Origin of the sequence: Flavobacterium algoritolerans, from assembly GCF_030010385.1 — a bacterium.
Lineage (GTDB): Bacteria > Bacteroidota > Bacteroidia > Flavobacteriales > Flavobacteriaceae > Flavobacterium > Flavobacterium algoritolerans.
Window position 1 is genome coordinate 297455 of the sequence record NZ_JASCRZ010000001.1, and the last position, 22402, is coordinate 319856.

Consider the following 22402-nt stretch of genomic DNA (forward strand, 5'->3'; position numbering starts at 1 on the left):
ATATGACTAAGTACTAATTAAAATTTTCAAACAATTAAACAATAAACTTAAATTAAATAAACATGAAAAGATTTTTGCCTTGGATTATCGGAGCAGTTGTAATTTTTGTAATTTACAGCTGGGTTAAAGGAATTAATAATACCGCAGTAACGTTAAACCAAAATGTAGAACAATCTTGGGGTGATGTTCAAACGGCGTATCAAAGAAGAAATGACCTTATTGGAAATTTAGTAAATACAGTAAAAGGTGCCGCTGACTTTGAAAAAAGCACGTTGACAGCAGTTATCGAAGCACGTTCTAAAGCTACTTCTGTAAAAATTGACCCAGCAAATATTACTCCGGAACAATTAGCTGAATTCAACAAAGCACAAAGTGGTGTGAGCAGTTCATTGTCACGATTATTAGTAACTGTTGAAGCATATCCTGAATTGAAAGCCAACCAAAACTTCTTGAAATTACAAGACGAATTGGCTAGTACTGAAAATCAAATTCTAACAGCGAGAACGCGTTTCAACGAAGCTGTTAAACCATATAACTCTCATATTAAAACGTTCCCAAATAGCTTATTTGCAGGATTGTTTGGATTCAAAGAGAAAGCATACTTTAATGCAGTTGAAGGTGCTGATAAACCAGTTGAAGTAAAATTCTAAAGTTAGATTATTTAGACTTCTAGATTTTTAGAAGTCTAAATAAATCAAATTTAAATTCAAGAAACAACCTTTAAAATATTTCAATGTCAAAAGTAGAAGATTTTTTAACCAAAGAAGAAGAACAAGAAATTGTTGAAGCTATTCGTATGGCTGAAAAAAATACTTCTGGCGAGATTAGAGTTCACATAGAAAAAACAACTTCCTTGGATGCGTATGATCGCGCCTTGGAAGTTTTTCATGAACTGAAAATGGATGAAACTGAGCTCCAAAATGGCGTTTTGATTTACTTAGCCGTAGAAGACAGGCATTTTGTAATTTGTGGTGACAAAGGTATTAATGATGTCGTACAAGATGATTTTTGGAATTGTACCCGCGATATTATGGTGGCTGAGTTCAAAAAAGGGGATTTCAAGCAAGGTCTTGTTGATGGAATTACCAGAGCAGGCGAACAATTGCAAAAATATTTCCCTTGGCAAGAAGGCGATACAAATGAATTATCAAACGAAATATCTAGAGGATAATGCTATTACAAAAAAAGAGTACCCTAATTTCCCTAAAGCTGTTTGTATGTTTGCTATTCACACAAATTGGCTTTGCGCAATTTACCATTCCTGAAAAACCAACTTTACAAACTTCTGTTTATGATTATGCTAATGTTCTAAGCGCAACAGAAAAAGCACAATTAGAAGAAAAACTAATTAAATATTCAGATTCTACTACAACCCAAATTGTGGTGATTACCATAGAAAGCCTTAAAGGAGAAGATATTGGTATCCTTACTCCAAAATGGGGACATGCTTGGGGAATTGGTGGAACTGCAAAAAACGATAATAGTGTACTTATTTTATTGGCAAAAGCCGAAAGAAAAATATGGATTTCACCAGGATATGGCCTTGAAGATCGATTGACTGCCGGTATTGGTGGAGAAATTACACGAAACATTATTATTCCAGAATTTAAAGCGGGAAGTTATTACAAAGGACTCGATAAAGGAACGGACGCTTTATTTGATGTTTTCAAAGGAAAATATAAAGGAGAGCGAGTAAAAAAAACAACCAAAGATAAAGGATTCCCCATTTTACCCTTAATCGTTATTGTCATCATTATACTGGTATTGATATCCCGAAACAAAGGCGGTGGCGGAAATTCCGGTAACAGAGGCGGCGGTATTGGCCCAAGTTTATTGGATGTCATTATTCTAAGCAGTCTTGGAAGAAACAGTGGCGGAGGTGGTTTCGGTGGAGGTTCATCTGGTGGTGGATTTGGCGGAGGCGGTTTCGGCGGTGGATTTGGCGGTGGAGGCTTCTCTGGTGGTGGATCTGGCGGAGATTGGTAATATTCATTCCCCATCTTAAAAAAATAATTACATCCGAAATTCAAAAAAACATAAATCAATTACAGTAAAATGCTTTCACATAAAGCCAAATACGCGCTAAAAGCCCTCTTATATTTAGCGCAACAAGAAGAAACCCATGTTTCTCGAACTATCGAAATTGCCGAGGCGGCCTCTATTCCAAAAAAGTTTTTGGAACAGATTTTATTGGATTTAAAACGCGGACATTTCGTAGGAAGTAAACAAGGTAAATTTGGCGGTTATTATCTTCTAAAATCTAAAAACGACATTACTTTAGCCGATATTCATAGGCTTTTTGATGGTGCAATTGCTTTACTTCCTTGTGCATCATTAAATTTTTATGAACGCTGTTCTGATTGCATCGATGAATCGGAATGCCTATTACGACACGGATTGATTACCATTAGAGAAGAAACTTTAAAGGCAATGGAAGGCATCACTATTGCTTCATTAGTAAAAAAATAAAAAAATATTTTTTAAACTCTACTAATTTTATAGAATTAATTATATATTTGCCCCAGATTTAATACATAATTAACAATCCAAATTTAAACGTATGAAAACGTACCAAAGTAAGTTTGCTTTATTAAATAAGCAACCCGGAAAAAATCAACTAATTGTAATTGAAAAAAAGAGCTCTCAAATGATGTGTATGTGTTAGTTTAAAAAAATTTAAATTAAATTCTACTAATTACATATACTTAATATAAATGAAAAATTCTATAAAAAAAACACTTACTCTATTATCCGTTTTAACTTTCTCAATATCATTTGCACAAAACATTGAAGGTGTAGTTACAACAAACCAAAACATTCCGTTAGAAGCCGCAAATATTGTTATAAAAGGAACAACTTCTAATACAATTTCTGATTCTAGCGGAAAATTTATAATAGACACAAAAGGAAAACTCCCTTTAACTCTTTTAGTTCAAAATGTAGGATACAAAACTGCAGAAATAGAAATTACTTCTTTAGCAATACCTTCATTGCAAATAACGCTTATTGAAGAAAATGCTTTGGTAGAGGTGGTAGTTTCCTCAAGACGCCGAATAGAAAAAGTACAAGATGTGCCAATCGCAATATCAGTAATAACAGGAAAACAGGCAGAACAAACTGGAGCTTTTAACGTTAATCGCATAAAAGAACTTGTTCCATCAGTTCAATTATATTCTTCAAACCCAAGAAATACAGGTATTAATATTCGAAGTCTAGGCTCTCCTTTTGGACTTACAAATGATGGAATTGATCCAGGTGTTGGTTTCTATGTTGATGGTGTTTATTATGCTCGTCCAGCCGCAACCACATTAGATTTTATCGATATCGAACAAATTGAGGTATTGCGTGGTCCGCAAGGATCATTATTTGGTAAAAACACAACTTCTGGAGCCTTTAACATCACTACTCGCAAACCGAGTTTTACTTCAGGTGCTGACTTTGAAGTGAGCTATGGAAATTATGCATTCCTACAAGCCAAAGCATCTGTTACAGGAGCATTAGGCAAAAAAATTGCAGGTCGTATCTCTTTTTCCGGTACGCAACGTGATGGTCTAATTGATAATGTCGCAACAGGAAGACCTACAAATTCCCTCAATAATCAAGGAATAAGAGGACAATTACTTTATACACCTTCTGAGAGAACCAATATTATATTAGCTGCAGATATTACTACGCAACGTCCAGATGGATATGCTCAGGTAGTTGCTGGTGTAGCGCCTACACAAAGAGCGCCTTATCGTCAATTTGATGCTATTATTGCTGATTTGAATTACCAACTTCCGAGTTTGAATGCGTTTGATCGTAAAATTGACCATGATACGCCATGGCGTTCCGGACAAGATATGGGAGGTATATCTCTTAATGTTGATACAAAAATTGGAAACGGAACACTTACGGCAACTACCGCTTGGCGTTTTTGGAATTGGGATCCATCAAACGATAGGGATTTTACAGGATTACAAGTGTTAGCAAAATCGCAAAACCCAACCAGACAAACACAAATAACACAAGAAGTACGTTATGCAGGTCAGCTTACCTCTAAATTAAGTGGTGTTGTAGGTGTCTTTTTTATTGACCAGACATCACAAACAGATGGTACAGAAGAATCCGGTAATGCACAGTGGAGATTTGCACAAAGTACCACCAGTAATTTATGGAAAACACCAAATCTATTTGAAGGTTACGGTATCAAAACCGATGCCCGCATTAGAGCTACCAGTGCAGCAGTATTTGGTCAGTTGGATTGGGCTATAACAGAACGTCTACACGTTTTACCAGGTTTGCGCCATAATTTTGACAAAAAAGATGCTGATTATAACCGTACAACATACGGAGGCCTTCAAATGAGTGATCCAGCGTTAATTGCTTTGAAAAAATTAGTTTATACAGATCAATCATTTTCATCTAACACTGACAACACTGACTTTTCTGGAAACATAACCGTTTCTTTTAAAGCTACTGACAAGATTAATGCGTATGCAACTTTTGCGAAAAGCTACAAACCTGTTGGAGTAAACGTAGCTGGATTACCTACTCTTGCCGGACAGCCAATTCTTGAACTTGCCGTAATTAAACCTGAAGAAGTAAATCATTATGAAATTGGTGTAAAAACATCACCGTTTAAAAACTCAATATTCAATTTAACCTTCTTTAATACCGATATCAAAGATTTTCAAACAAATGTACAGGCAGCAGAATTAGGTGTAAACCGTGGCTATCTTGCCAATGCAGATAAAGTACAGGTAAAAGGGGTAGAACTGGATGCGAGTTTTGTAATCAGCAAACATTTAACCATCAATGGAGCAGCAACCTATACAGACGGTAAATATGTTAAATTTACAAATGCACCTCTTCCATTAGAAGAAACAGGAGCGGCAGTATCCTTTAAAGATGTTTCCGGAACTACTTTACCGGGTGCTTCGAAATGGGCAGGATCTTTAGGAGGAGAACTTTCAGATAAAGCAAAATTCTTTGGAAATGCAGGAAAAATATTCCTTGGAATCGATTCTTATGCCCGTTCTGAATTCTCTTCAAGTCCATCTGCATCAAAATATTTAATAGTTCAGGGTTATGCCCTATTTAATGCTCGTTTAGGTTTCCGTGCAACAGATGGTTTGTCTGTACAATTCTGGGGACGTAACCTTTTAGATAAAGATTATTACGAACAACTATTGCCTGCAGGTGGAAATTCAGGACAATATGCAGGTGTATTAGGCGATCAAAGAACGTATGGAGTTACATTGAAATATTCATTATAATAGTCTACGGTTTAAAAAACATAAAACTAAAACAGCATTATAAAACTTAGGTTTTTATGTGCTGCTTTTTTTATTCAATACAGCTTTATTCAGTAATAGATTACGGCAAAACATTTTAAAATAAATACAACCCATAGATTTAATAGAGTTTTTGTAAATTTGCCAAAATTGAAATAAAACTCCGTGAAAACCATTAGAATCATTTTCTTTTTATTTGTATCAGTTCTCTGTCAAGCGCAAACAGAGAAAAACATAGATCATCAAAGCATTCTTTGGACACGATACAACAATCAATTGGTATTAAATGAAAAATGGTCTTTGCATAGCGAGTTTGACAATAGAGTCTTTTTAAAATCAGTAAAAGAGAATTTATATGTCATACGAATTCAAGGACGCTATAAAATCAACGAACATTTAGAAGCAGGAATTGGCTTTGCCCATTTCTCTGTTGCTACACAAGAACCTGAAGTTTCCTATGATTTTAAAATACCGGAATACAGAGGACAACAAGATCTTACTTGGAAACTAAACGTTAATAAAGTAACATTACTGCAACGATTTCAAGCAGAAGAACGATTCATTCATAATGCCAATAAAGAATCATTGTTACCCGGCTCTACATTTACATGGAGATTCAGATACAGACTTCAAGCCGATTACATTTTTTGGAAAAAAGAAAATCAATTTTTAAAAACTATTCTTTCAGATGAAATAATGTTCAATGCGGGAAAAACTATCATCAAAAACACTTTTGATCAAAATAGGATTTATGCTGCGTTACAATATGGCATAAACAAAAACATTGCATTAGAGTTGGGTTATCTAAACAGTTTTCAACGCCGAACCAATGGAATTGATTATTTCAATAGAGATATTATCCGATTCAGTATTTTTCATAAAATAAAACTCCAAAAAAAGGTTTAGAATAGCATTTATAACCTTTCACTACCATGAATAATTAATGATTTTTTTTAATTTTAAACATTGATTACCAATACATTAACTAAGTATTTTGAATTTCCGGCGTAACTTTAATAAAAAGATATAGCCATGAAAAATTTTGCAATTAAACTCGTTTGGTTTACTACCATTTATGTTTTTGTATTTGCCGGTTTATGTCAAACTAACGTAGCTTTGCCGGTAATAATGACCTTATATTGCGTTGGCATACCATTAATCTTGTTTATGGTTTATACCGTACTACATGATGATTATACAACCACAAAAACATTTAAAGATTGGTACGGTGATCATCCAATGGAAACTTTGGAAGAAGATGAAAATTAGGAATATTATAGTTTTATTAAATAACAAAAAATCCCGATTGCTCGGGATTTTTTATTCTTATCAATTACTGATTTAAATTTTCATTAGACAATATTGAAATTTATCTTACTTTGCTTTTTAAAACAAAATAATGCAACCACTTTGGGAAAAATCGTTTCATGTAAACCCCCAGCGTTTCTTTGCCACCAATATAAACTTCAAATTTATCTGACTCAACTGCTTTCACAAATTTTTTGGCAAAAACACTTGTTGGCATTCCGTTTTGAGTTGCTTCATCATCTATATTTTGTTTAGATCCATCTGCAGTCAAGGCATTTTTAGCTACATTAGTTTGAATAAATCCAGGGCAGACTAGCGTCACACTGATATTGTCTTTTTGATGTTCCATTCTCAAAACATCAAAAAAACCATGTAAAGCATGTTTTGCACCACAATATCCTGAACGATATGGCGAACCAAATTTCCCCATCAAACTGGTTATGGTTACAAAATGGCCTTTCTTATTCTTGATAAAATGAGGTAATAATGCTTTTGTTAAGGCAACCGTCCCGAGATAATCTGTTTCGATGAGTTTTTTATCTACTTCAAAATCGGTTTCTACAATCAGCGAGCGCTGGCTAACACCGCCATTATTGATAAGCAGATCCACTTTTCCAAAGGCGGCAATGGCTTTTTCTGCATGATTTTTGGTGTTGTCAAAATCAACCAAATCAAAAGGTAAAATGGCGACTTCTGTGTTTGAACATTTAGATTTTACCGTTTCTAAAGCATCACTATTTCTAGCCGAAAGAATTAATTTGCAATTTTTACCAGCTAATTCATACGCTAAAGCCTCTCCTATTCCGCTTGAAGCGCCTGTAATCCAAACTACTTTGCCATTTATTGCATTCATATTTTTTCATAAAAATAAAAAAAGTTTATCGAGCTTTTGCAAACTCAATAAACTTTCTATTTTAATTTAGAAATAAAAACTATTTCTCTCTGATATAAATATCGATTGGCACTCCTGAAAAGTCCCAGTTTTCTCTAATTTTATTTTCCAGATAACGTTTGTAAGGTTCTTTTACATATTGTGGCATATTGGCAAAAAAAACAAATTGTGGTGTTGGTGTTGGCAACTGCATGCAATATTTAATTTTTACATATTTCCCTTTTGTAGCTGGTGGTGGGTATGCTTCAATCACTTTCAACATAAATTCGTTGAATTTTGAAGTAGCAATACGTTGTTGTCTATTTTCGAAAACTTTTACTGTAGCTTCCAAAGCTTTCAACAAACGTTGTTTTGTCAAAGCCGAAACAAAAAGAATAGGCACATCCGTAAATGGCATTAATTCTTCTCTGATTTTAGCTTCATAATCACGAGTTGACATCGTTTCTTTCTCTACTAAATCCCATTTGTTCACTAAGATGACAACACCTTTACGGTTTTTCTCAGCTAACCAAAAAATACTTTGATCCTGACCTTCAAAACCACGAGTAGCATCAATAATCAAAATACAAATGTCAGCATGCTCAATCGCACGAACGGAACGCATTACCGAGTAAAACTCTAAATCTTCCTTTACTTTTGCTTTACGACGGATTCCCGCAGTATCCACTAAGTTGAATTCGAAACCAAAACGGTCAAATTTTGTATCGATAGAGTCACGGGTTGTTCCCGCAATATCAGTAACAATATATCGGTCTTTACCAATTAAGGCATTGATAAAACTTGATTTTCCAGCATTAGGACGACCTACAACTGCAAAACGAGGTAATGCAACTTCTTCTTGCGTTGGTTCTGGTTTCACTGGAAAAGCATCAATCAATGCATCCAATAAATCTCCTGTTCCACTTCCTGAAATACTGGCAAACGTATAATATTCTCCTAAACCAAGGTTGTAAAACTCTACCGCATCTTTCTCACGCATCGCATTATCCACCTTATTTACAGCAAGTAAAACCGGTTTTGTTACTTTACGCAACAATCTCGCAACAGCATCATCCATTGGAGTAATGCCTTCTTCAACATCAACTACAAAAATGATAACATCTGCTTCATCAATGGCAAGTTCCACTTGTTTACGAATTTCGCCTTCAAAAACATCATCCGACCCACGTACGTAACCACCTGTATCAATTACAGAAAACTCTTTTCCGTTCCACTCGCTTTTACCATAGTTTCTATCTCGGGTCACCCCAGATACTGAATCTACAATAGCTTCTCTTCTTTGTATCAGCCTATTAAAAAGGGTTGATTTCCCTACATTAGGTCTTCCTACTATCGCAACAATGTTATTCATAATATAAATTCAAATATTTTGCAAAGGTACTCTATTATTTTGTAATCTAAGCTATCCGTTTTTTGCGTGAAGGATAGTAGTGAAAATCCTTTGTTGCAATTCTTTTTGCAACAAAGATTGTAACGTATAGCCTGACCCTTGTGGTCACGCCCAAATTATATTATTGATTGTATCCGAATCGTTTTAACATATTTGTATTGCTTTTCCAGTTTTTATTCACTTTCACCACCAATTCAATATGGATTTGTTTACCAAAGAATTTCTCTAAATCGACACGGGCTTCCATTCCTACTTTTTTCAAAGCGGCACCTTTATGCCCGATGATGATTCCTTTTTGGGTATCGCGCTCCACCATAATCAAAGAACGGATTCTAATGATGTTTTCATCCTCAAAAAACTCTTCGGTAACAATTTCTACTGCGTATGGGATTTCTTTGCTGTAATTCAACAAGATTTTCTCACGGATGGTTTCATTCACAAAAAAACGCTCCGGTTTATCTGTCAATTGATCTTTTGGGTAATAAGCAGGTGATTCCGGCAACAATTCAATGATTCTTCCAAAAACTTCCGGTACATTAAAATTCTGTAAAGCCGATATTGGAAAAATTTCAGCATTAGGAACTTTGGCAGTCCAGAAAGCCACTTGTTCTTCCAGTTGCACCTGATTTGAATTGTCAATTTTATTCAATAATAATAAAACAGGGATTTTGGCATGGATAATTTTATTAAAAAACGCTTCGTCTTTCAACTCTTGTTCTCCAATTTCCACCATATAAATCAGCACATCAGCATCTTCGAAAGCTGACTTCACAAAATTCATCATTGATTCCTGCATTTCGTATGCGGGTTTGATGATTCCAGGTGTATCTGATAAGATCATTTGAAAATCTTCTCCATTTACAATTCCCAGAATTCTATGACGTGTTGTTTGTGCTTTTGATGTGATTATTGATAATCTTTCTCCAACAAAGGCATTCATAAGTGTTGATTTACCAACATTTGGATTCCCGATGATGTTTACAAAACCTGCTTTATGTGACATTTCTATTATAATTTATTCCGCAAAGGTAGTCATATCAAGTCAATAGACGAAATAAAACATTTTTTAAAATTTTCGTTGGAAATACAGAAATTCGTCGTACATTTGCACCCGAAACAACGCGGGATAGAGCAGTAGGCAGCTCGTCGGGCTCATAACCCGAAGGTCACAGGTTCGAGTCCTGTTCCCGCTACTAAGAATTTTATTGAAATTACAAACGCACATCGCGGGATAGAGCAGTAGGCAGCTCGTCGGGCTCATAACCCGAAGGTCACAGGTTCGAGTCCTGTTCCCGCTACTAGAAAGCTTCAGAGAAATCTGGAGTTTTTTTATGGAATAAACTTGAGGATGCAATAGCATCAACAACAACCATACTACAATTAATTATAGTTAGTACGATTACACCTATATTTGTTTAAAACAGAAGTAGCATTCTACCACACTAAACTAACTATATAGAGATTGCTTTTTGTAACAAAGTCACACATATATAAAAGTCACCTTTAACTGCAACGGAGGACACAACGACTACTATCAAAATGAAAATAATAAGCTGGAATTGTAATATGGCTTTTCGAAAAAAAGCGGAGTTTATTCTGAAAGAACAGCCAGACATTCTAATTGTGCCTGAATGTGAACATCCGGACAAATTAATTTTCAAAAATGATATAGCTAAGCCAACAGATTTATTTTGGTTTGGAAAAAATCAAAACAAAGGACTTGGAATATTTTCGTATTCAGACTTTAAGATTAAACTTTTAAGTATTCACAATCCTGAATTTAAATATGTACTACCCTTATCCGTAAGCAACAATGAAATTGAGTTAACTATTTTTGCGATATGGGCTCAAAAACCCCAAAATCACGATTGCTATACAGAACAAATTTGGAACGCAGTTCATTTTTATAGCGACTTGTTGAATAATGAAAATGTAATTCTTGCGGGGGATTTTAACAGTAGTTCAATTTGGGACAAGCCAAAAAGAATTTACAACCATACTAACCTTGTTAACTTTTTAAAAAATAAGAATATCTATAGCGCCTATCATAGTTTCCATAGTCAGACACAAGGAAAAGAAATAGCTTCAACTCTATTTATGCACCGGAAAATTGACAGACCATATCACATTGACTTTTGCTTTGCATCCAAAAATCTAATTGACAAAATTAAAAGTGTGAAAATAGGAGAATATGAAAATTGGACTAAATATAGCGACCACAAACCTGTAACTGTGTCATTTGAAATATGACAATAGAAATAACAGATGTTTTGAGTTAAAGTGTGATCTATTGGAATTATCATTTCGCATCATATTTCCTTCAAAGTCGAAAATTGAAAGATTACATGTCAAAACAATCTAAACAAAAAAAACCTGTGAAGCAAGCTTCACAGGTTTAGACAAACTAAGTTTATTAAAACAACTAAATATGCAATATCAAAGAGTAGTGCAAACTCTTTACTATTTCTAAATTAATCTTCAGAAGCGATAGCTGTATTTTTACCAGTACTCACTTCTAATAAAACCGCTACTCCCTTATCATTTATCATTGTCATATTCAACGTGTCCAAAACCGCTAAATTTCTAGATGTTAATCCATTAAACATATTGTAAGAAATATTCATTTCTTTCAATTTATCTAATTTCTCAAGCTCGAAAGGTATCTGCCCAATCATTTTATTATCAAACAAACTAAGATTTTCAAGTGATGTCATGTTTACTACTTCACTACTTAATCCTCCTGAAAGTTTATTACTGTTTAAAAGCAATGTTTTTAGCGTTTTTATTTCATATAATGAGGTCGGAATTTGCCCTACTATTTCATTATTGAATAACGAAAGTGTTTCTAATTGATTCAAAGCTCCTATTTGCGTTGGTAATTCTCCTGAAATGGCATTCATATACAATTCTAAATCTTTCAAATTACTCATTTCACAAATAGAAGAAGGAATTGTTCCTGATAGTCTATTGAAAGAAAGATTCAATACTTTCATTTCTTTTAATTTCCCTATTGAAGAAGGAATTATTCCTGATATTTGATTTTTGTGTAAATCCAATTTTTGTAAACTTACTAAGTTTAAAATTTCTTCAGGAATTTCACCAATCAAATTGTTATTGTCCAAGGCAATAGAAATCACTTTATCGTCTTGCAACGTAACACCATGCCAAGTAGAAATAGGCGATGCTAAATCCCATTTTACTTTCCACTGATCTCCATTTGTAGATTGATACAGTTTTACTAACGCATCTTTCTCAGATTGAGACACATCTGCAAACATTGAAAATGAAAACAAAAGGGTTAAAAATAGAGTAGTTATATTTCTCATAACGTTAGATTTATTTCTTTAATACACATAAAACTACACACTACGAAGCCAATCAGCAAATAAAATCGATGAACTACACTGTTTTGTAATTTTTATAGAGTTATATCTTACAAAGATATTCAATTTTCTTAATTAAATATTAATTTGTTAAATTTGATTTATTAATCTTTAAAACCAATTTTATGGAAATCAATTTTCTGGCACTTTTTGTTGCTGCGTTATCTACACTTGTAGTAGGATTTGTTTGGTACAATCCAAAAGTTTTTGGAACCATTTGGATGAAAGAATCCGGTATGACCGAAGAAAAAATGAAAGGAGGAAATATGCTCTTGACATTTGGACTATCATTACTGTACGCCTTTTTCATAAGCTTTATAATACAAATGCTGACAATACACCAATTTGGCGCATTAGGAATGGTGGGAGGAGATCCAAGTATCGCAAAACCTTCTTACGAGGCTTTTATGGCAGATTACGGAATGGCATTCAGAACTTTCAAGCACGGAGCTTTACATGGTTTTATGACTGGACTATTTTTAGTATTACCAGTTATAGGAACTAATGCATTATACGAAGGAAGAAGCTTCAAATACACTCTGGTAACAGGTGGTTTTTGGATCGTATGCTTTATGATTATGGGAGGAATTATTTGTGCCTGGAAATAATTTCCAAAAAAATAAAATAAATTTCGTCTTGGCATTCTTCAAGACGAAATTTATTTTTTTTATTGGATTCCCTCAATAGCTTTGGCTAAATCTAAATCCTTATCGGTAACTCCGCTTGCATCATGTGTTGTCAGCCTGATTGTGACTTTATTATACACATTGAATAATTCCGGATGGTGATTTCTTTTCTCGGCCATAACTCCTACTTGCACTATAAAACCTAATGCTTGAGTAAAGTTTGAAAAAGCAAATTTTTTCTCAATTCCATTATTATCAAACTGCCAATCTTTAAGCGCCTTTAACTCTGGTTGAATTGTCTCTGCTGAATAGGTTTCCATAATGTACTTTTTAATTTATATAAAGTTAGTTAATTTCGAGACATTGAGAAATACTTTAACTTTATTAACTAATTTTGAAAAAAAATTACTCTTCAATTTTGACTACACCTTATTCTTTTAAAATTTATAGTGAGACAGCGCAACTTCCTTCAAACTGGGACGACTTAGCTGTTTCAACCATTTTTTTATCCAAAAAATACTTGGAGATTTTAGAGAAATCATCTCCAGAAAATATGGTGTGTCATTTTATTGGACTATTCGAAAATGAAACTTTAGTAGGGATTGCTCTCTCTCAATTTTTAGATTTAAACCTACTGGAATCTTTTGGAGATCGAGACAAATGCATTAAAACTACTGTTCGAAATTTAGTTTTCAGAAATTTCGGCTCTCATGTTCTTGTAATTGGAAACAACATGCTGACCGGGCAAAATTCTTTTGCGTTATCAGAGTCTATTGATAAAAAGAAAGCGTTGCAAACCCTGAGATCAGCAACAACAGCATTGAAAAAAATGTTTCAGTCCAAAGGTAAAAAGATTCATATTACCACCTATAAAGATTTTCACAAAGAAGACATTACGAACTTTGGCATTCCGGAATTCGAAAATGATTATCAGTTTTCGACACAACCGAATATGGTTTTTCACATCAATGAAAACTGGAAATCTGAACAAGATTACATTGACTCACTTTCAAAAAAATACAGAGATCAATACAAACGAGCCCGAAAAAAAGCAACCGTTATTGAGAAAAGAAAAATGCATTTGGAGGATATCATTGCTCTGGAAGATACTATTTATGACTTGTATCTTCATGTTGCCAAAAATGCGCCTTTCAATACTTTTTTTCTGCCTAAAAACCACTTTAGAGTTTTCAAAGAAATCTTTAAAGACAAGTTTCTTTTTTATGGCTATTTTATTGATGAAAAATTAATTGGATTTAATACTTTAATAAAAAATGGTGCTGTAATGGACACTTATTTTCTTGGGTATGACGAAAGTATACAACGCGAAAAAATGCTGTATTTGAATATGCTGTATGATATGATCGCATATTCCATCAATAAAGGCTTTAAGGAAATTGTGTTTGCAAGAACGGCATTGGAAATTAAAAGTTCTGTTGGCGCAAAACCTATAAAAATGTATGGATTTATAGCCCATAGCAATCAAATAGTCAATTCGTATATGCCTAAAATATTTAGATATCTCGAACCTGAAACCAATTGGCAGGAACGAAACCCTTTTAAATAATCCCGCTGATTAAATTCGGAATAGCTACTTTCATTTGTTTGGGTAAAATTTCAATATTCAGATTTGTCTCGGTACCGCAATATTCCCCATCAATTTGAAAACTAACTGGAACATTTGTCCTAACCATTGCTTTATCTGTAGAAATTATTTCAACATCTTCTGAATCTAAAGGCATATTCCCTGAAATAATTTTCCCAAGTACTACCAAATCTAAATTTTTCAAAATAACTAATTCAAACTTTCCATCATCCATAACGCCATTAGGATTGATAGAAACTCCTGTACCATATTTTTGAGAATTCGCAATCACAATCATTCTTGCTGTACATTTAATTGTTTCAAAATCGCCTGTTATTGTTGCAGTAAAAGGATCGTCTAAATCAATCAAAGTGGTAACTGTTTGTATTGCGTATCCCCATTTTCCTCGAATACTACTATTTTCATAGTTCTTAATCATTTCTGCATTTACGCCTAAGTCGCTCAAATGGATACTTTTTTTCCCATTGATAGAAATCATATCTATTTCCATGTAGTCGTTATGAAATGCAATTTCTAAGTTTTCTTCGATTGTGGATGGCAAATTTAAATCTACAGCTAAACCATTGGCAGAACCAGCCGGTATAATCCCAATAATAACGTCATGGTTTTCCATAGCTTCAGCAACTATTTTTATTGTTCCATCACCACCGGCAACAATAATTCGTTCCGGATTATAGGTTTCATAGAGCACTTTTATATTCTCAATATCAGAGGCTCCCGAAGTATTATAAATTACAAGATTTAAATTCTCGTTTCCTGCAAAAATTGTTGTCGCATCAATCAACTCTGATTTATCAACATCACCAGAGATTGGATTTACAACCAGCATAATATTATTTTTCAAACTTTTTCTTCTTTTATTGATTAAAAACAATTAATTTCAACAACACTCAAAAGTACTACAATAAATGAAACCAATTTTAAAATTATATCGCGGCTATGCTAATGAACAGGAATTGATTGTGATGGGGCATGTTTTTAAGCCAACAACAATTCAAGAGTATAATTTTCAAAAAAAGAATCTGAAAAACGCTACTTCGGTAATTAAAATGTTTCAAATAAAAACACAGGCAAACGCCGATGTATACTTAGAACACAACAATGCCAAAATTCATACCAAAACATTAATCGACGGTTATTTTAAATTCTGTGTTCCATTAGACCAAAACACTAATTATGGATGGATTGATTATGAAGTAAGTATAGTTTACAAAAATGAATCCATAACAACCCGAGACAGCTACATACGTCCCCACAAAGGAAATTTAGGAATCATATCTGACATTGACGACACTTTTTTAGTTTCGCACACGCTGAATCCTTTGAAAAAATTATATGTTTTATTATTTAAAAACGTAAACAAGAGAAAAATCTATGAAGATGTTGTGACTCATTATCAGGCGTTAAGCACCGCAGGAAGGGAAAACAAAGAGGAATTCAATGCTTTTTTCTATGTTTCCAGCAGCGAATGGAATTTGTATCGTTTTATCACAAAATTCACCGAAATTCATCAGCTCCCGAAAGCAGTTTTATTATTGAAGGATATTAAAACAAGTCTCACTGATTTTTTCTTGACCGGCAGAGGCAATCACAATCATAAGTTTGACAAAATAAAACACATTTTAGAATTTTACCCCAATTTAGAATATGTACTTCTTGGAGATGATTCGCAACACGATCCATTTCTATACGAGGCCATTTGTAAAATTTTTCCAGTAACCGTAAAAGCCGTTTATATTAGACAAACCGGAACAAGCAAAAAAGAAAAAGTAACTGCGGTTTTGAAAAATTTAGAAACCTTGAAAGTTTCTGTTTGTTATTTTCAGAATAGCAGCGAAGCCATTGCACACTCTAAAATGATTGGGATTATTGCATAAAAAAAGAGTTCCAAAATTGGAACTCTCTATTTTTATAAATTATCTATTTCTTCCTGAACTATTTCCCAATCAGAGAGAAGTTTGTCCAACTCTGCTTTTTTCTTATTGTATGCTGTGAAAAATTTAGCGTCTTCAATGTGTTTATCATAATTAGAAGCGAGCATTTTATCATCTTGCTGAATGTCCTTTTCTAATTGTTTGATTTGACTCTCCACCTTGCTCAACTTATTCTGTAACGCTTTCCCTTTTTTCTGATCTTCATAAGAAGCTTTGTTGCTTTCTTTAGGTGCAGCTGCTTTTTGGGCATCTTTTTTCTCCACTTCACGCATATTTTCCATATTGCGTTGCTCTAAGAAATAGTTGATATCGCCTAAATATTCTTTTATTTTTTGGTCTTTGAATTCATAAACCAAATTTGACATTCCCTGCAAGAAATCCCTATCGTGAGAAACCAGCAATAGAGTTCCACCAAATTTTTGAAGTGCGGCTTTCAAAACATTCTTAGATTTAATATCCAAGTGATTCGTAGGCTCATCCATCAGCAAAACATTGATTGGTTGCAAAAGCAATTTACATAGCGCTAAACGGTTTCTTTCTCCTCCAGAAAGGACTTTTACCTTTTTTTCCACATCATCACCACGAAACAAGAAAGAACCCAGCATATCGCGTACTTTCATTCGGTTTGTATCTGCAGCTGCATCTTCCATGGTTTGCAACAAAGTGATTTCGCCATCCAGATATTCGGCTTGATTTTGCGCAAAATAACCCAGCTGTACATTATGTCCTAACTTGATATTTCCTTTATACTCGAATTCGTCAACTATAGCTTTAATGAAAGTCGATTTTCCTTGTCCGTTTTGTCCAACGAATGCAATTTTACTTCCACGCTCCACTAACAAACTGATATCTTTCAAAATCGTTTTATCACCGTAACTTTTAGTCACGTTTTCGGCTTCAATTACAACTCTTCCCGGTTCTTTTGAAACTGGAAAAGTAATATTCATCACCGAGTTGTCATCTTCATCAACTTCGATACGTTCTACTTTATCTAATTTTTTGATTAACGATTGTGCCATCGAGGCTTTAGAAGCTTTGGCGCGGAATTTTTCAATTAATTTTTCCGTTTCTTCAATCTTTTTGGCTTGGTTTTTTTGCGTTGCTAATTGCTTCTCCCGAATCTCATGACGCAATTCTAAATATTGAGAATATGGTTTATTAAAATCATATGCTTTTCCTAGGGAAATTTCGATCGTTCTGTTCGTAACATTATCCAAAAACATTTTATCGTGCGAAACAATCACCACAACTCCAGGATAATTTCGAAGGAAACTTTCTAACCAGATGATACTTTCTATATCCAAGTGATTCGTAGGCTCATCCAGCAACAAAACATCATTGGCCTGCAATAATAATTTGGCCAATTCAATACGCATTCTCCAACCACCCGAAAAAGTTTCGGTTTGATTATCAAATACGTCTCTTTTAAATCCTAAACCAAGTAAAATTTTCTCCGTATCTCCAACATAATTATAACCGCCCAATAAATCAAAACGATGGGTATAATCAGATAAGTCTTCTATGATTTGACTGTATTCATCACTTTCATAATCCGTTCTTGTAACTAACAAGTGATTAATCTCTTCGAGTTTTTTCTCTACAATTTTAATCTCTGTAAAAGCTTCGTATGCTTCTTCCAAAACTGTTCTTCCTTGTTCAAAATCAATATCCTGACGCAAGAATCCCATACGAAGATCTTTCTCTTGAGAAATAACACCTGAATCAGGAGCAAAATCTTTAGCCAACATTTTAAGCATGGTAGATTTTCCCGCTCCGTTCTTCCCTACAAGACCCACACGGTCTCCGGCACCCAATCGAAAGGTAACTTCTTCAAACAAATAAGTACCACCAAACGAAACGGATAAATTGTGTATATTAAGCATGTATTGTTATTTTATTCCTTTTCGAATGTGTAAATTTGTAACTCTAAGAAAGGAAAAATTAAATTTTTTGCAAATGTTAAAAAAAGGATCCAAATTATATAGCATTTTAACAGGAACTTGTCCTAAATGTCAGAATGAGAGTATGTATTTGGACAAAAATCCGTTACATTTCAATAAAATCTTGAAAATGCACGAAAATTGCAGCCATTGTGGTTTAAAATATCAAATTGAACCTTCCTTTTTTTATGGCGCAATGTATGTCAGTTATGGATTGAATGTCGCTGTTGGAATAGCAGCTTTTTTAATCTCATTTGTAATCTTTGGCTCCAGCCTAAAAGTGGCTTTTATTGCTATAATTGCATCACTTATTGTCTTATTCCCATTTGTCTTGCGCTGGTCTAGAAACATATACATCAATATGTTTGTTTCGTATGATCCAAAAACGAACCGAAAATAATATTACTGTTGCCCTTTAGGCAGAAATCTTTTAATGTCAATTTCCTTATTTAGTGGAACTTGATGTTCTATATTTTCAAATAATGCTTTTGCCATTGCCGGTCCCAGCATAACGCCTCTGGTTCCCAAACCATTTAGAATATGTATGGATTCATAATTTCTATGCGTTCCCACTAATGGTCTTCTGTCCTTCACCGTTGGTCGAACGCCAGCAAAATGCTCGACAATTTCAAAATCACACGTAATAATTTCCTTTATTCTATCTACTAATTCTGTTTTTCCTTCCTCAGTAGGCAAATCCGTTTTATCTTTCCAATTATATGTTGCGCCAACTTTGAATAAATCATTCCCAAGTGGCAAAATAAACACACTCGTATTCACAATTACATCTAAATCTAACTCAGGTGCTTTAATAATAAAAAGCTCTCCTTTGGTCCCGTCTAAAGGCAACTGATTAAAATAAGGATTGGCATGCATTCCAAAACCTTCCGCAAAAATGATATGTTTGGCGTGAATATTTTTATATTGAATACCGTCAGAATTAATTATTAAAGCATCATAATTAAAAGATTCTTCTTGAAACAAATTGTTATGCTTTAGATACTCTCTGTATTTATTTAAAAGCAAAGCGGTGTCTACATAGCCCGTTTGTAAAACTTCGCCATAACCATAAGGAGAATCAATTCCTATGTACTTTTTAGAAATCAACTCTGTTGACAAAAAAGGAGCAAGTGCAACTTTATCCGAAGCGGCAAACCAATTATTCTGTTCTTCAACGGAAAAGAATTTTCTTAAAATAGGACTTTTGAAATCAACCTTACAATTTAGTTTTTCTTCTAAAATAGTATAAAATTCATTCATTAAAACTAATTGCTCTTGAGCCTGCCACACCTCGCTAAAACGTTTTAAAATAACAGGATTATACAAACCTCCAGCAATTTTAGATGAATTTTGAGAATTATTATCCAATACTAAAATAGATTTATCATTCCGCAAAGCAATCTCTGCGAATGAAATACCCGCTAAACCAGAACCTATAATTAAATAATCAATCATTTGAAATTATACCTTTTAAATAAGTGCAAAGTAAACACATTAAAACAAAAAAACTCTTACCATTATAGTAAGAGTTTTTTAATATACTTTAAAACCAGTATTAATAATTCCACATATCTTGTTCGAAATTGCGAATTTTTTCTTTTACTCTTTCCGATTCTAATAATTGATTTTGAGCGTTATCTTTCATGTATTCTTCAATAGTTCTATCGCCGTATACATTTTCTTCTTTGTAAATGACACTATTAAAACGCCTCGAGTTTAATATTTGATCAAATGAAACTGGCATCGCTGAATTTTTATCATTGAACGCTTTTGCTTCATGCAAAACATCTCTTGCAGCCGGGAAGAATACCCAGAACAATTCGATATAATCCTTTTCATCACTGTTCATTGTATAAACATCCGGAGTTACTGGACAAATTCCCAATAAACGATACTTCAATTCACTCTGACGTTTGTCAAAATACCAGTATCCTTTAATTTTATATTGGGTTACATCCTGAGCAGCTAAGTCTTGTCTTAAAATATACTCACTAGATATTTGACTTCCCGCATTAATTTGTTCTCTACCTGCGTCAGTAGTATCTATACGAGTCAATGAAGTTTGAATGTCTTGCAACGATTTTTTGGTATTAAAATAACTATCGGTATACACCTCAGTAATTTTACCATTTTTCAAAGCTTTGGTAAGTACATCATACAAAGACCTTCTATCAGAACCAATATTTGAAGTATCAATAGGAAAATACAAAGCAAAATTAATTTTTTCACTTAAGTCAATAATTTCCCATGTAGTCTTACCCATTAAAACATCTCTATCATGCACATAACCATAGACTAATGGTTTATCATTGTCTGAAATGAGCTGTGCCGCAGTTTTAAGTCCTATTTGGTCAGGAGTTTTTGCATTAAGCAAATTAGACTGTCCAAAAGAAGCGAAACTTCCCGTAATAGAAACAATAGCGATTAAAAAATTTCTTACATTCATCATGGTATCATAATAAGATATTGAAGTAGGTCAAATATAAACTTACTTATTATTTATTGTATTTCAAAAATTACTGGAGCAGTTCTTGGCAATAAATAGCTACCTGCACCTACAAGTTTTGTTTTTATTTCAGAAATAGTAACTTGATCCCCTCTTCCTGCTTTAGAGAGAACGGCTTTACATTGTGCATTCAATCTATTTCCTTGAACAACTACAGTAGGCTGTCCAGTCACTTTAAGATTAAATCCAACAACATTTAAACCAACTTCAAAATCAAAATCTTCCAATTTAGCTCCAATAGTAGCAATTTCAAGGTTTGATTTAGGTCCTTTTACTACACCTGACTCTCCTCTAATAGTTCCTGTTGGTCCGGGAATTCCTTTGACTCTAAATACTTTTTTATCAGAAGCGACTTTCCCGTCTGCCATTTTTCCTGTAACATTAATGACAACCTCATTTCCTCCTTGAGGGCTCATATTATATTTCCCATTTCCAACTTTAGTCAAACCTGCAGCAGATGCATTAACATCTTTATCTGAAATTCCTGCAAATGAAATAGATATTGGATTTACAACTCCTCTATATACTACATTCATTTTATCAGCAGAAATTGTAGCAGAATTTGGTCTTGGAACTACAACGTATTTCCCAGAAAACTTTAACGGAATTGTTTTTCCATCTTCAACAAAAGTAAATTGACCTCCAATTGTTTGTTCCCCTACTCCTCCAGCAGTTAAAGCAATTTTCGCCTGTCCTGTTGCAGGATCTAATCTTGCTCCTGTCACACTTTTTGGTTTCGTATTTTCGTCATAACGTCCTAAAACAACTTTTCCTGTAACCTGTTCTCCTTGGAAATAAGCATTTTTATCTAAAACTACAATTGCTTGGTAATTACTATATGAAGCAGTTTCAACTGCCGCTTTTCCTAAAGCAATACTATAAACATCTGATTCTGCTTTATTAATATCATTTTGCCAAGTAGAAAGTTTTGCTACTGATGCAATAGCAGGAAATCCTTTGAAGTGATAAGACAAAAATTTATCTTTTAAACCTTCTTTATTTTTAACATCGGAAATGTCGAACTTACTTTCAATTTCACTGATAACTGAACCATATTTTTTATCTGTTCCTAAAGCAACTTTCATGTCTGCTTTGTATTTAGTGATAGTTGCAATAATTTCATTCCCTTTTTTACCATAACCTTCTCCAGTGAACCAATCGTCGATATTGTCCCCTTTATCCATTTCTTCATAAGGTAGTTTTCCAGTTTCTGGATCAACTTCATACCCTTTTGTCGCTTGCTCTTTCAAAGAAGCGATATAATTATAGAAATTATCAGTTATAATTTTAACATTGTGAGCCGTTTGTGCTGCTATTGCGAATTCACCTTTAGCTTCAGCTGCTTTAGTATCTAAAGCAACTAGCATTTGCTCATTAGTTTGTTTTGAATTTACATTAGTACTTTCAAATTTTTCATTCATTAATCCGAAACCTGATATCACTTCTTTTGAAACATTCATTGCCAACATAGCGATAAAAACCAAGTACATTAGGTTAATCATCTTCTGTCTAGGGGTTAGTTTTCCTCCTGCCATATTTTC

General features: G+C 33.8%; 22 protein-coding genes and 2 tRNA genes. 14 read left to right on the forward strand and 10 right to left on the reverse strand.

Annotated features, from left to right (window positions below):
* Nucleotides 1-62 precede the first annotated feature (62 nt).
* From QLS65_RS01230 to QLS65_RS01260, 7 genes are all read left to right on the forward strand, one after another.
* A complete protein-coding gene (locus tag QLS65_RS01230; RefSeq protein ID WP_099714490.1) occupies nucleotides 63-650 on the forward strand; it encodes a LemA family protein in 588 nt (195 codons plus the stop codon).
* A gap of 83 nt (nucleotides 651-733) precedes the next feature.
* Entirely contained in the window at nucleotides 734-1171 is a 438-nt protein-coding gene (locus QLS65_RS01235; protein ID WP_282714714.1) for a TPM domain-containing protein, read from the forward strand.
* Entirely contained in the window at nucleotides 1171-1986 is an 816-nt protein-coding gene (locus tag QLS65_RS01240; RefSeq protein ID WP_282714716.1) for a TPM domain-containing protein, read from the forward strand. Before QLS65_RS01235 ends, QLS65_RS01240 begins: the two co-directional genes overlap by 1 nt.
* Nucleotides 1987-2055: 69 nt before the next feature.
* A complete protein-coding gene (locus QLS65_RS01245) occupies nucleotides 2056-2469 on the forward strand; it encodes an RrF2 family transcriptional regulator (RefSeq protein WP_282714718.1) in 414 nt (137 codons plus the stop codon).
* Between the two features lie 245 nt (nucleotides 2470-2714).
* The gene (locus QLS65_RS01250; protein ID WP_282714720.1) at nucleotides 2715-5258 is read left to right on the forward strand and encodes a TonB-dependent receptor; all 2544 of its coding nucleotides are present in this window, start codon (nucleotides 2715-2717) and stop codon (nucleotides 5256-5258) included.
* Nucleotides 5259-5441: 183 nt separating this feature from the next.
* Nucleotides 5442-6182: a DUF2490 domain-containing protein gene (locus QLS65_RS01255; RefSeq protein ID WP_282714722.1), complete on the forward strand. Its 741-nt coding sequence runs from the start codon at nucleotides 5442-5444 to the stop codon at nucleotides 6180-6182.
* A gap of 126 nt (nucleotides 6183-6308) precedes the next feature.
* Entirely contained in the window at nucleotides 6309-6545 is a 237-nt protein-coding gene (locus QLS65_RS01260) for a hypothetical protein (protein WP_121342751.1), read from the forward strand.
* Nucleotides 6546-6645: 100 nt separating this feature from the next.
* On the opposite strand, the gene QLS65_RS01265 is transcribed toward QLS65_RS01260, so the two are convergent.
* The 3 genes from QLS65_RS01265 to era all read right to left on the reverse strand — a co-directional run bounded on the left by QLS65_RS01265 (nucleotide 6646) and on the right by era (nucleotide 9869).
* Nucleotides 6646-7437, reverse strand: coding sequence for an SDR family oxidoreductase (locus tag QLS65_RS01265; protein WP_282714724.1), 792 nt, complete (start codon nucleotides 7435-7437; stop codon nucleotides 6646-6648).
* Nucleotides 7438-7516: 79 nt separating this feature from the next.
* Nucleotides 7517-8827, reverse strand: a complete 1311-nt coding sequence (gene der / locus QLS65_RS01270; protein WP_099714481.1) for a ribosome biogenesis GTPase Der — start codon at nucleotides 8825-8827, stop codon at nucleotides 7517-7519.
* A 160-nt stretch (nucleotides 8828-8987) separates the two neighbouring features.
* Nucleotides 8988-9869, reverse strand: coding sequence for a GTPase Era (gene era, locus QLS65_RS01275; protein WP_282714726.1), 882 nt, complete (start codon nucleotides 9867-9869; stop codon nucleotides 8988-8990).
* Nucleotides 9870-9986: 117 nt separating this feature from the next.
* On the opposite strand from era, the gene QLS65_RS01280 reads away from it, so the two are divergent.
* The 3 genes from QLS65_RS01280 (at nucleotide 9987) to QLS65_RS01290 (ending at nucleotide 11116) form a co-directional block, all read left to right on the forward strand.
* Nucleotides 9987-10059 (forward strand) — tRNA-Met (locus QLS65_RS01280).
* Between the two features lie 32 nt (nucleotides 10060-10091).
* Nucleotides 10092-10164 (forward strand) — tRNA-Met (locus tag QLS65_RS01285).
* 241 nt (nucleotides 10165-10405) lie between these two features.
* Nucleotides 10406-11116: an endonuclease/exonuclease/phosphatase family protein gene (locus QLS65_RS01290; RefSeq protein WP_282714728.1), complete on the forward strand. Its 711-nt coding sequence runs from the start codon at nucleotides 10406-10408 to the stop codon at nucleotides 11114-11116.
* A gap of 221 nt (nucleotides 11117-11337) precedes the next feature.
* Here the strand turns inward: QLS65_RS01290 and QLS65_RS01295 are convergent, their stop codons facing one another.
* Complete coding sequence (locus tag QLS65_RS01295; RefSeq protein WP_282714730.1) at nucleotides 11338-12192, reverse strand: leucine-rich repeat domain-containing protein; 855 nt, start codon at nucleotides 12190-12192, stop codon at nucleotides 11338-11340.
* A 182-nt stretch (nucleotides 12193-12374) separates the two neighbouring features.
* Between QLS65_RS01295 and QLS65_RS01300 the strand changes: the two genes are divergently transcribed.
* Nucleotides 12375-12857, forward strand: coding sequence for a DUF1761 domain-containing protein (locus QLS65_RS01300; RefSeq protein WP_282714732.1), 483 nt, complete (start codon nucleotides 12375-12377; stop codon nucleotides 12855-12857).
* 59 nt (nucleotides 12858-12916) lie between these two features.
* On the opposite strand, the gene QLS65_RS01305 is transcribed toward QLS65_RS01300, so the two are convergent.
* The gene (locus QLS65_RS01305; protein WP_282710650.1) at nucleotides 12917-13195 is read right to left on the reverse strand and encodes a 4a-hydroxytetrahydrobiopterin dehydratase; all 279 of its coding nucleotides are present in this window, start codon (nucleotides 13193-13195) and stop codon (nucleotides 12917-12919) included.
* A 98-nt stretch (nucleotides 13196-13293) separates the two neighbouring features.
* Between QLS65_RS01305 and QLS65_RS01310 the strand changes: the two genes are divergently transcribed.
* Nucleotides 13294-14442, forward strand: a complete 1149-nt coding sequence (locus tag QLS65_RS01310) for an 8-amino-7-oxononanoate synthase (RefSeq protein WP_282715742.1) — start codon at nucleotides 13294-13296, stop codon at nucleotides 14440-14442.
* Here the strand turns inward: QLS65_RS01310 and QLS65_RS01315 are convergent.
* On the reverse strand, nucleotides 14435-15325 hold the full coding sequence (locus tag QLS65_RS01315) for a diacylglycerol/lipid kinase family protein (RefSeq protein WP_282714733.1): 891 nt from the start codon (nucleotides 15323-15325) through the stop codon (nucleotides 14435-14437). The genes QLS65_RS01310 and QLS65_RS01315 overlap by 8 nt on opposite strands.
* A gap of 64 nt (nucleotides 15326-15389) precedes the next feature.
* Here QLS65_RS01315 and QLS65_RS01320 point away from each other — a divergent pair, with 64 nt between their 5' ends.
* Nucleotides 15390-16358 carry an App1 family protein phosphatidate phosphatase gene (locus QLS65_RS01320; protein ID WP_099714475.1) on the forward strand — a complete coding sequence of 323 codons (969 nt, stop codon included), beginning with the start codon at nucleotides 15390-15392 and terminating at the stop codon, nucleotides 16356-16358.
* A 32-nt stretch (nucleotides 16359-16390) separates the two neighbouring features.
* On the opposite strand, the gene QLS65_RS01325 is transcribed toward QLS65_RS01320, so the two are convergent.
* Nucleotides 16391-18298: an ABC transporter ATP-binding protein gene (locus QLS65_RS01325; RefSeq protein ID WP_099714474.1), complete on the reverse strand. Its 1908-nt coding sequence runs from the start codon at nucleotides 18296-18298 to the stop codon at nucleotides 16391-16393.
* A 73-nt stretch (nucleotides 18299-18371) separates the two neighbouring features.
* On the opposite strand from QLS65_RS01325, the gene QLS65_RS01330 reads away from it, so the two are divergent.
* Entirely contained in the window at nucleotides 18372-18755 is a 384-nt protein-coding gene (locus tag QLS65_RS01330; RefSeq protein ID WP_282710653.1) for a DUF983 domain-containing protein, read from the forward strand.
* A gap of 2 nt (nucleotides 18756-18757) precedes the next feature.
* Here the strand turns inward: QLS65_RS01330 and QLS65_RS01335 are convergent, their stop codons facing one another.
* The 3 genes from QLS65_RS01335 to porM form a co-directional block, all read right to left on the reverse strand.
* Nucleotides 18758-19810 carry an NAD(P)/FAD-dependent oxidoreductase gene (locus QLS65_RS01335; RefSeq protein WP_282714736.1) on the reverse strand — a complete coding sequence of 351 codons (1053 nt, stop codon included), beginning with the start codon at nucleotides 19808-19810 and terminating at the stop codon, nucleotides 18758-18760.
* 100 nt (nucleotides 19811-19910) lie between these two features.
* Nucleotides 19911-20801, reverse strand: a complete 891-nt coding sequence (gene porN / locus QLS65_RS01340; RefSeq protein WP_282711266.1) for a type IX secretion system ring subunit PorN/GldN — start codon at nucleotides 20799-20801, stop codon at nucleotides 19911-19913.
* Nucleotides 20802-20854: 53 nt separating this feature from the next.
* Nucleotides 20855-22396 carry a type IX secretion system motor protein PorM/GldM gene (porM, locus tag QLS65_RS01345; protein ID WP_282710657.1) on the reverse strand — a complete coding sequence of 514 codons (1542 nt, stop codon included), beginning with the start codon at nucleotides 22394-22396 and terminating at the stop codon, nucleotides 20855-20857.
* Nucleotides 22397-22402: the final 6 nt, after the last annotated feature.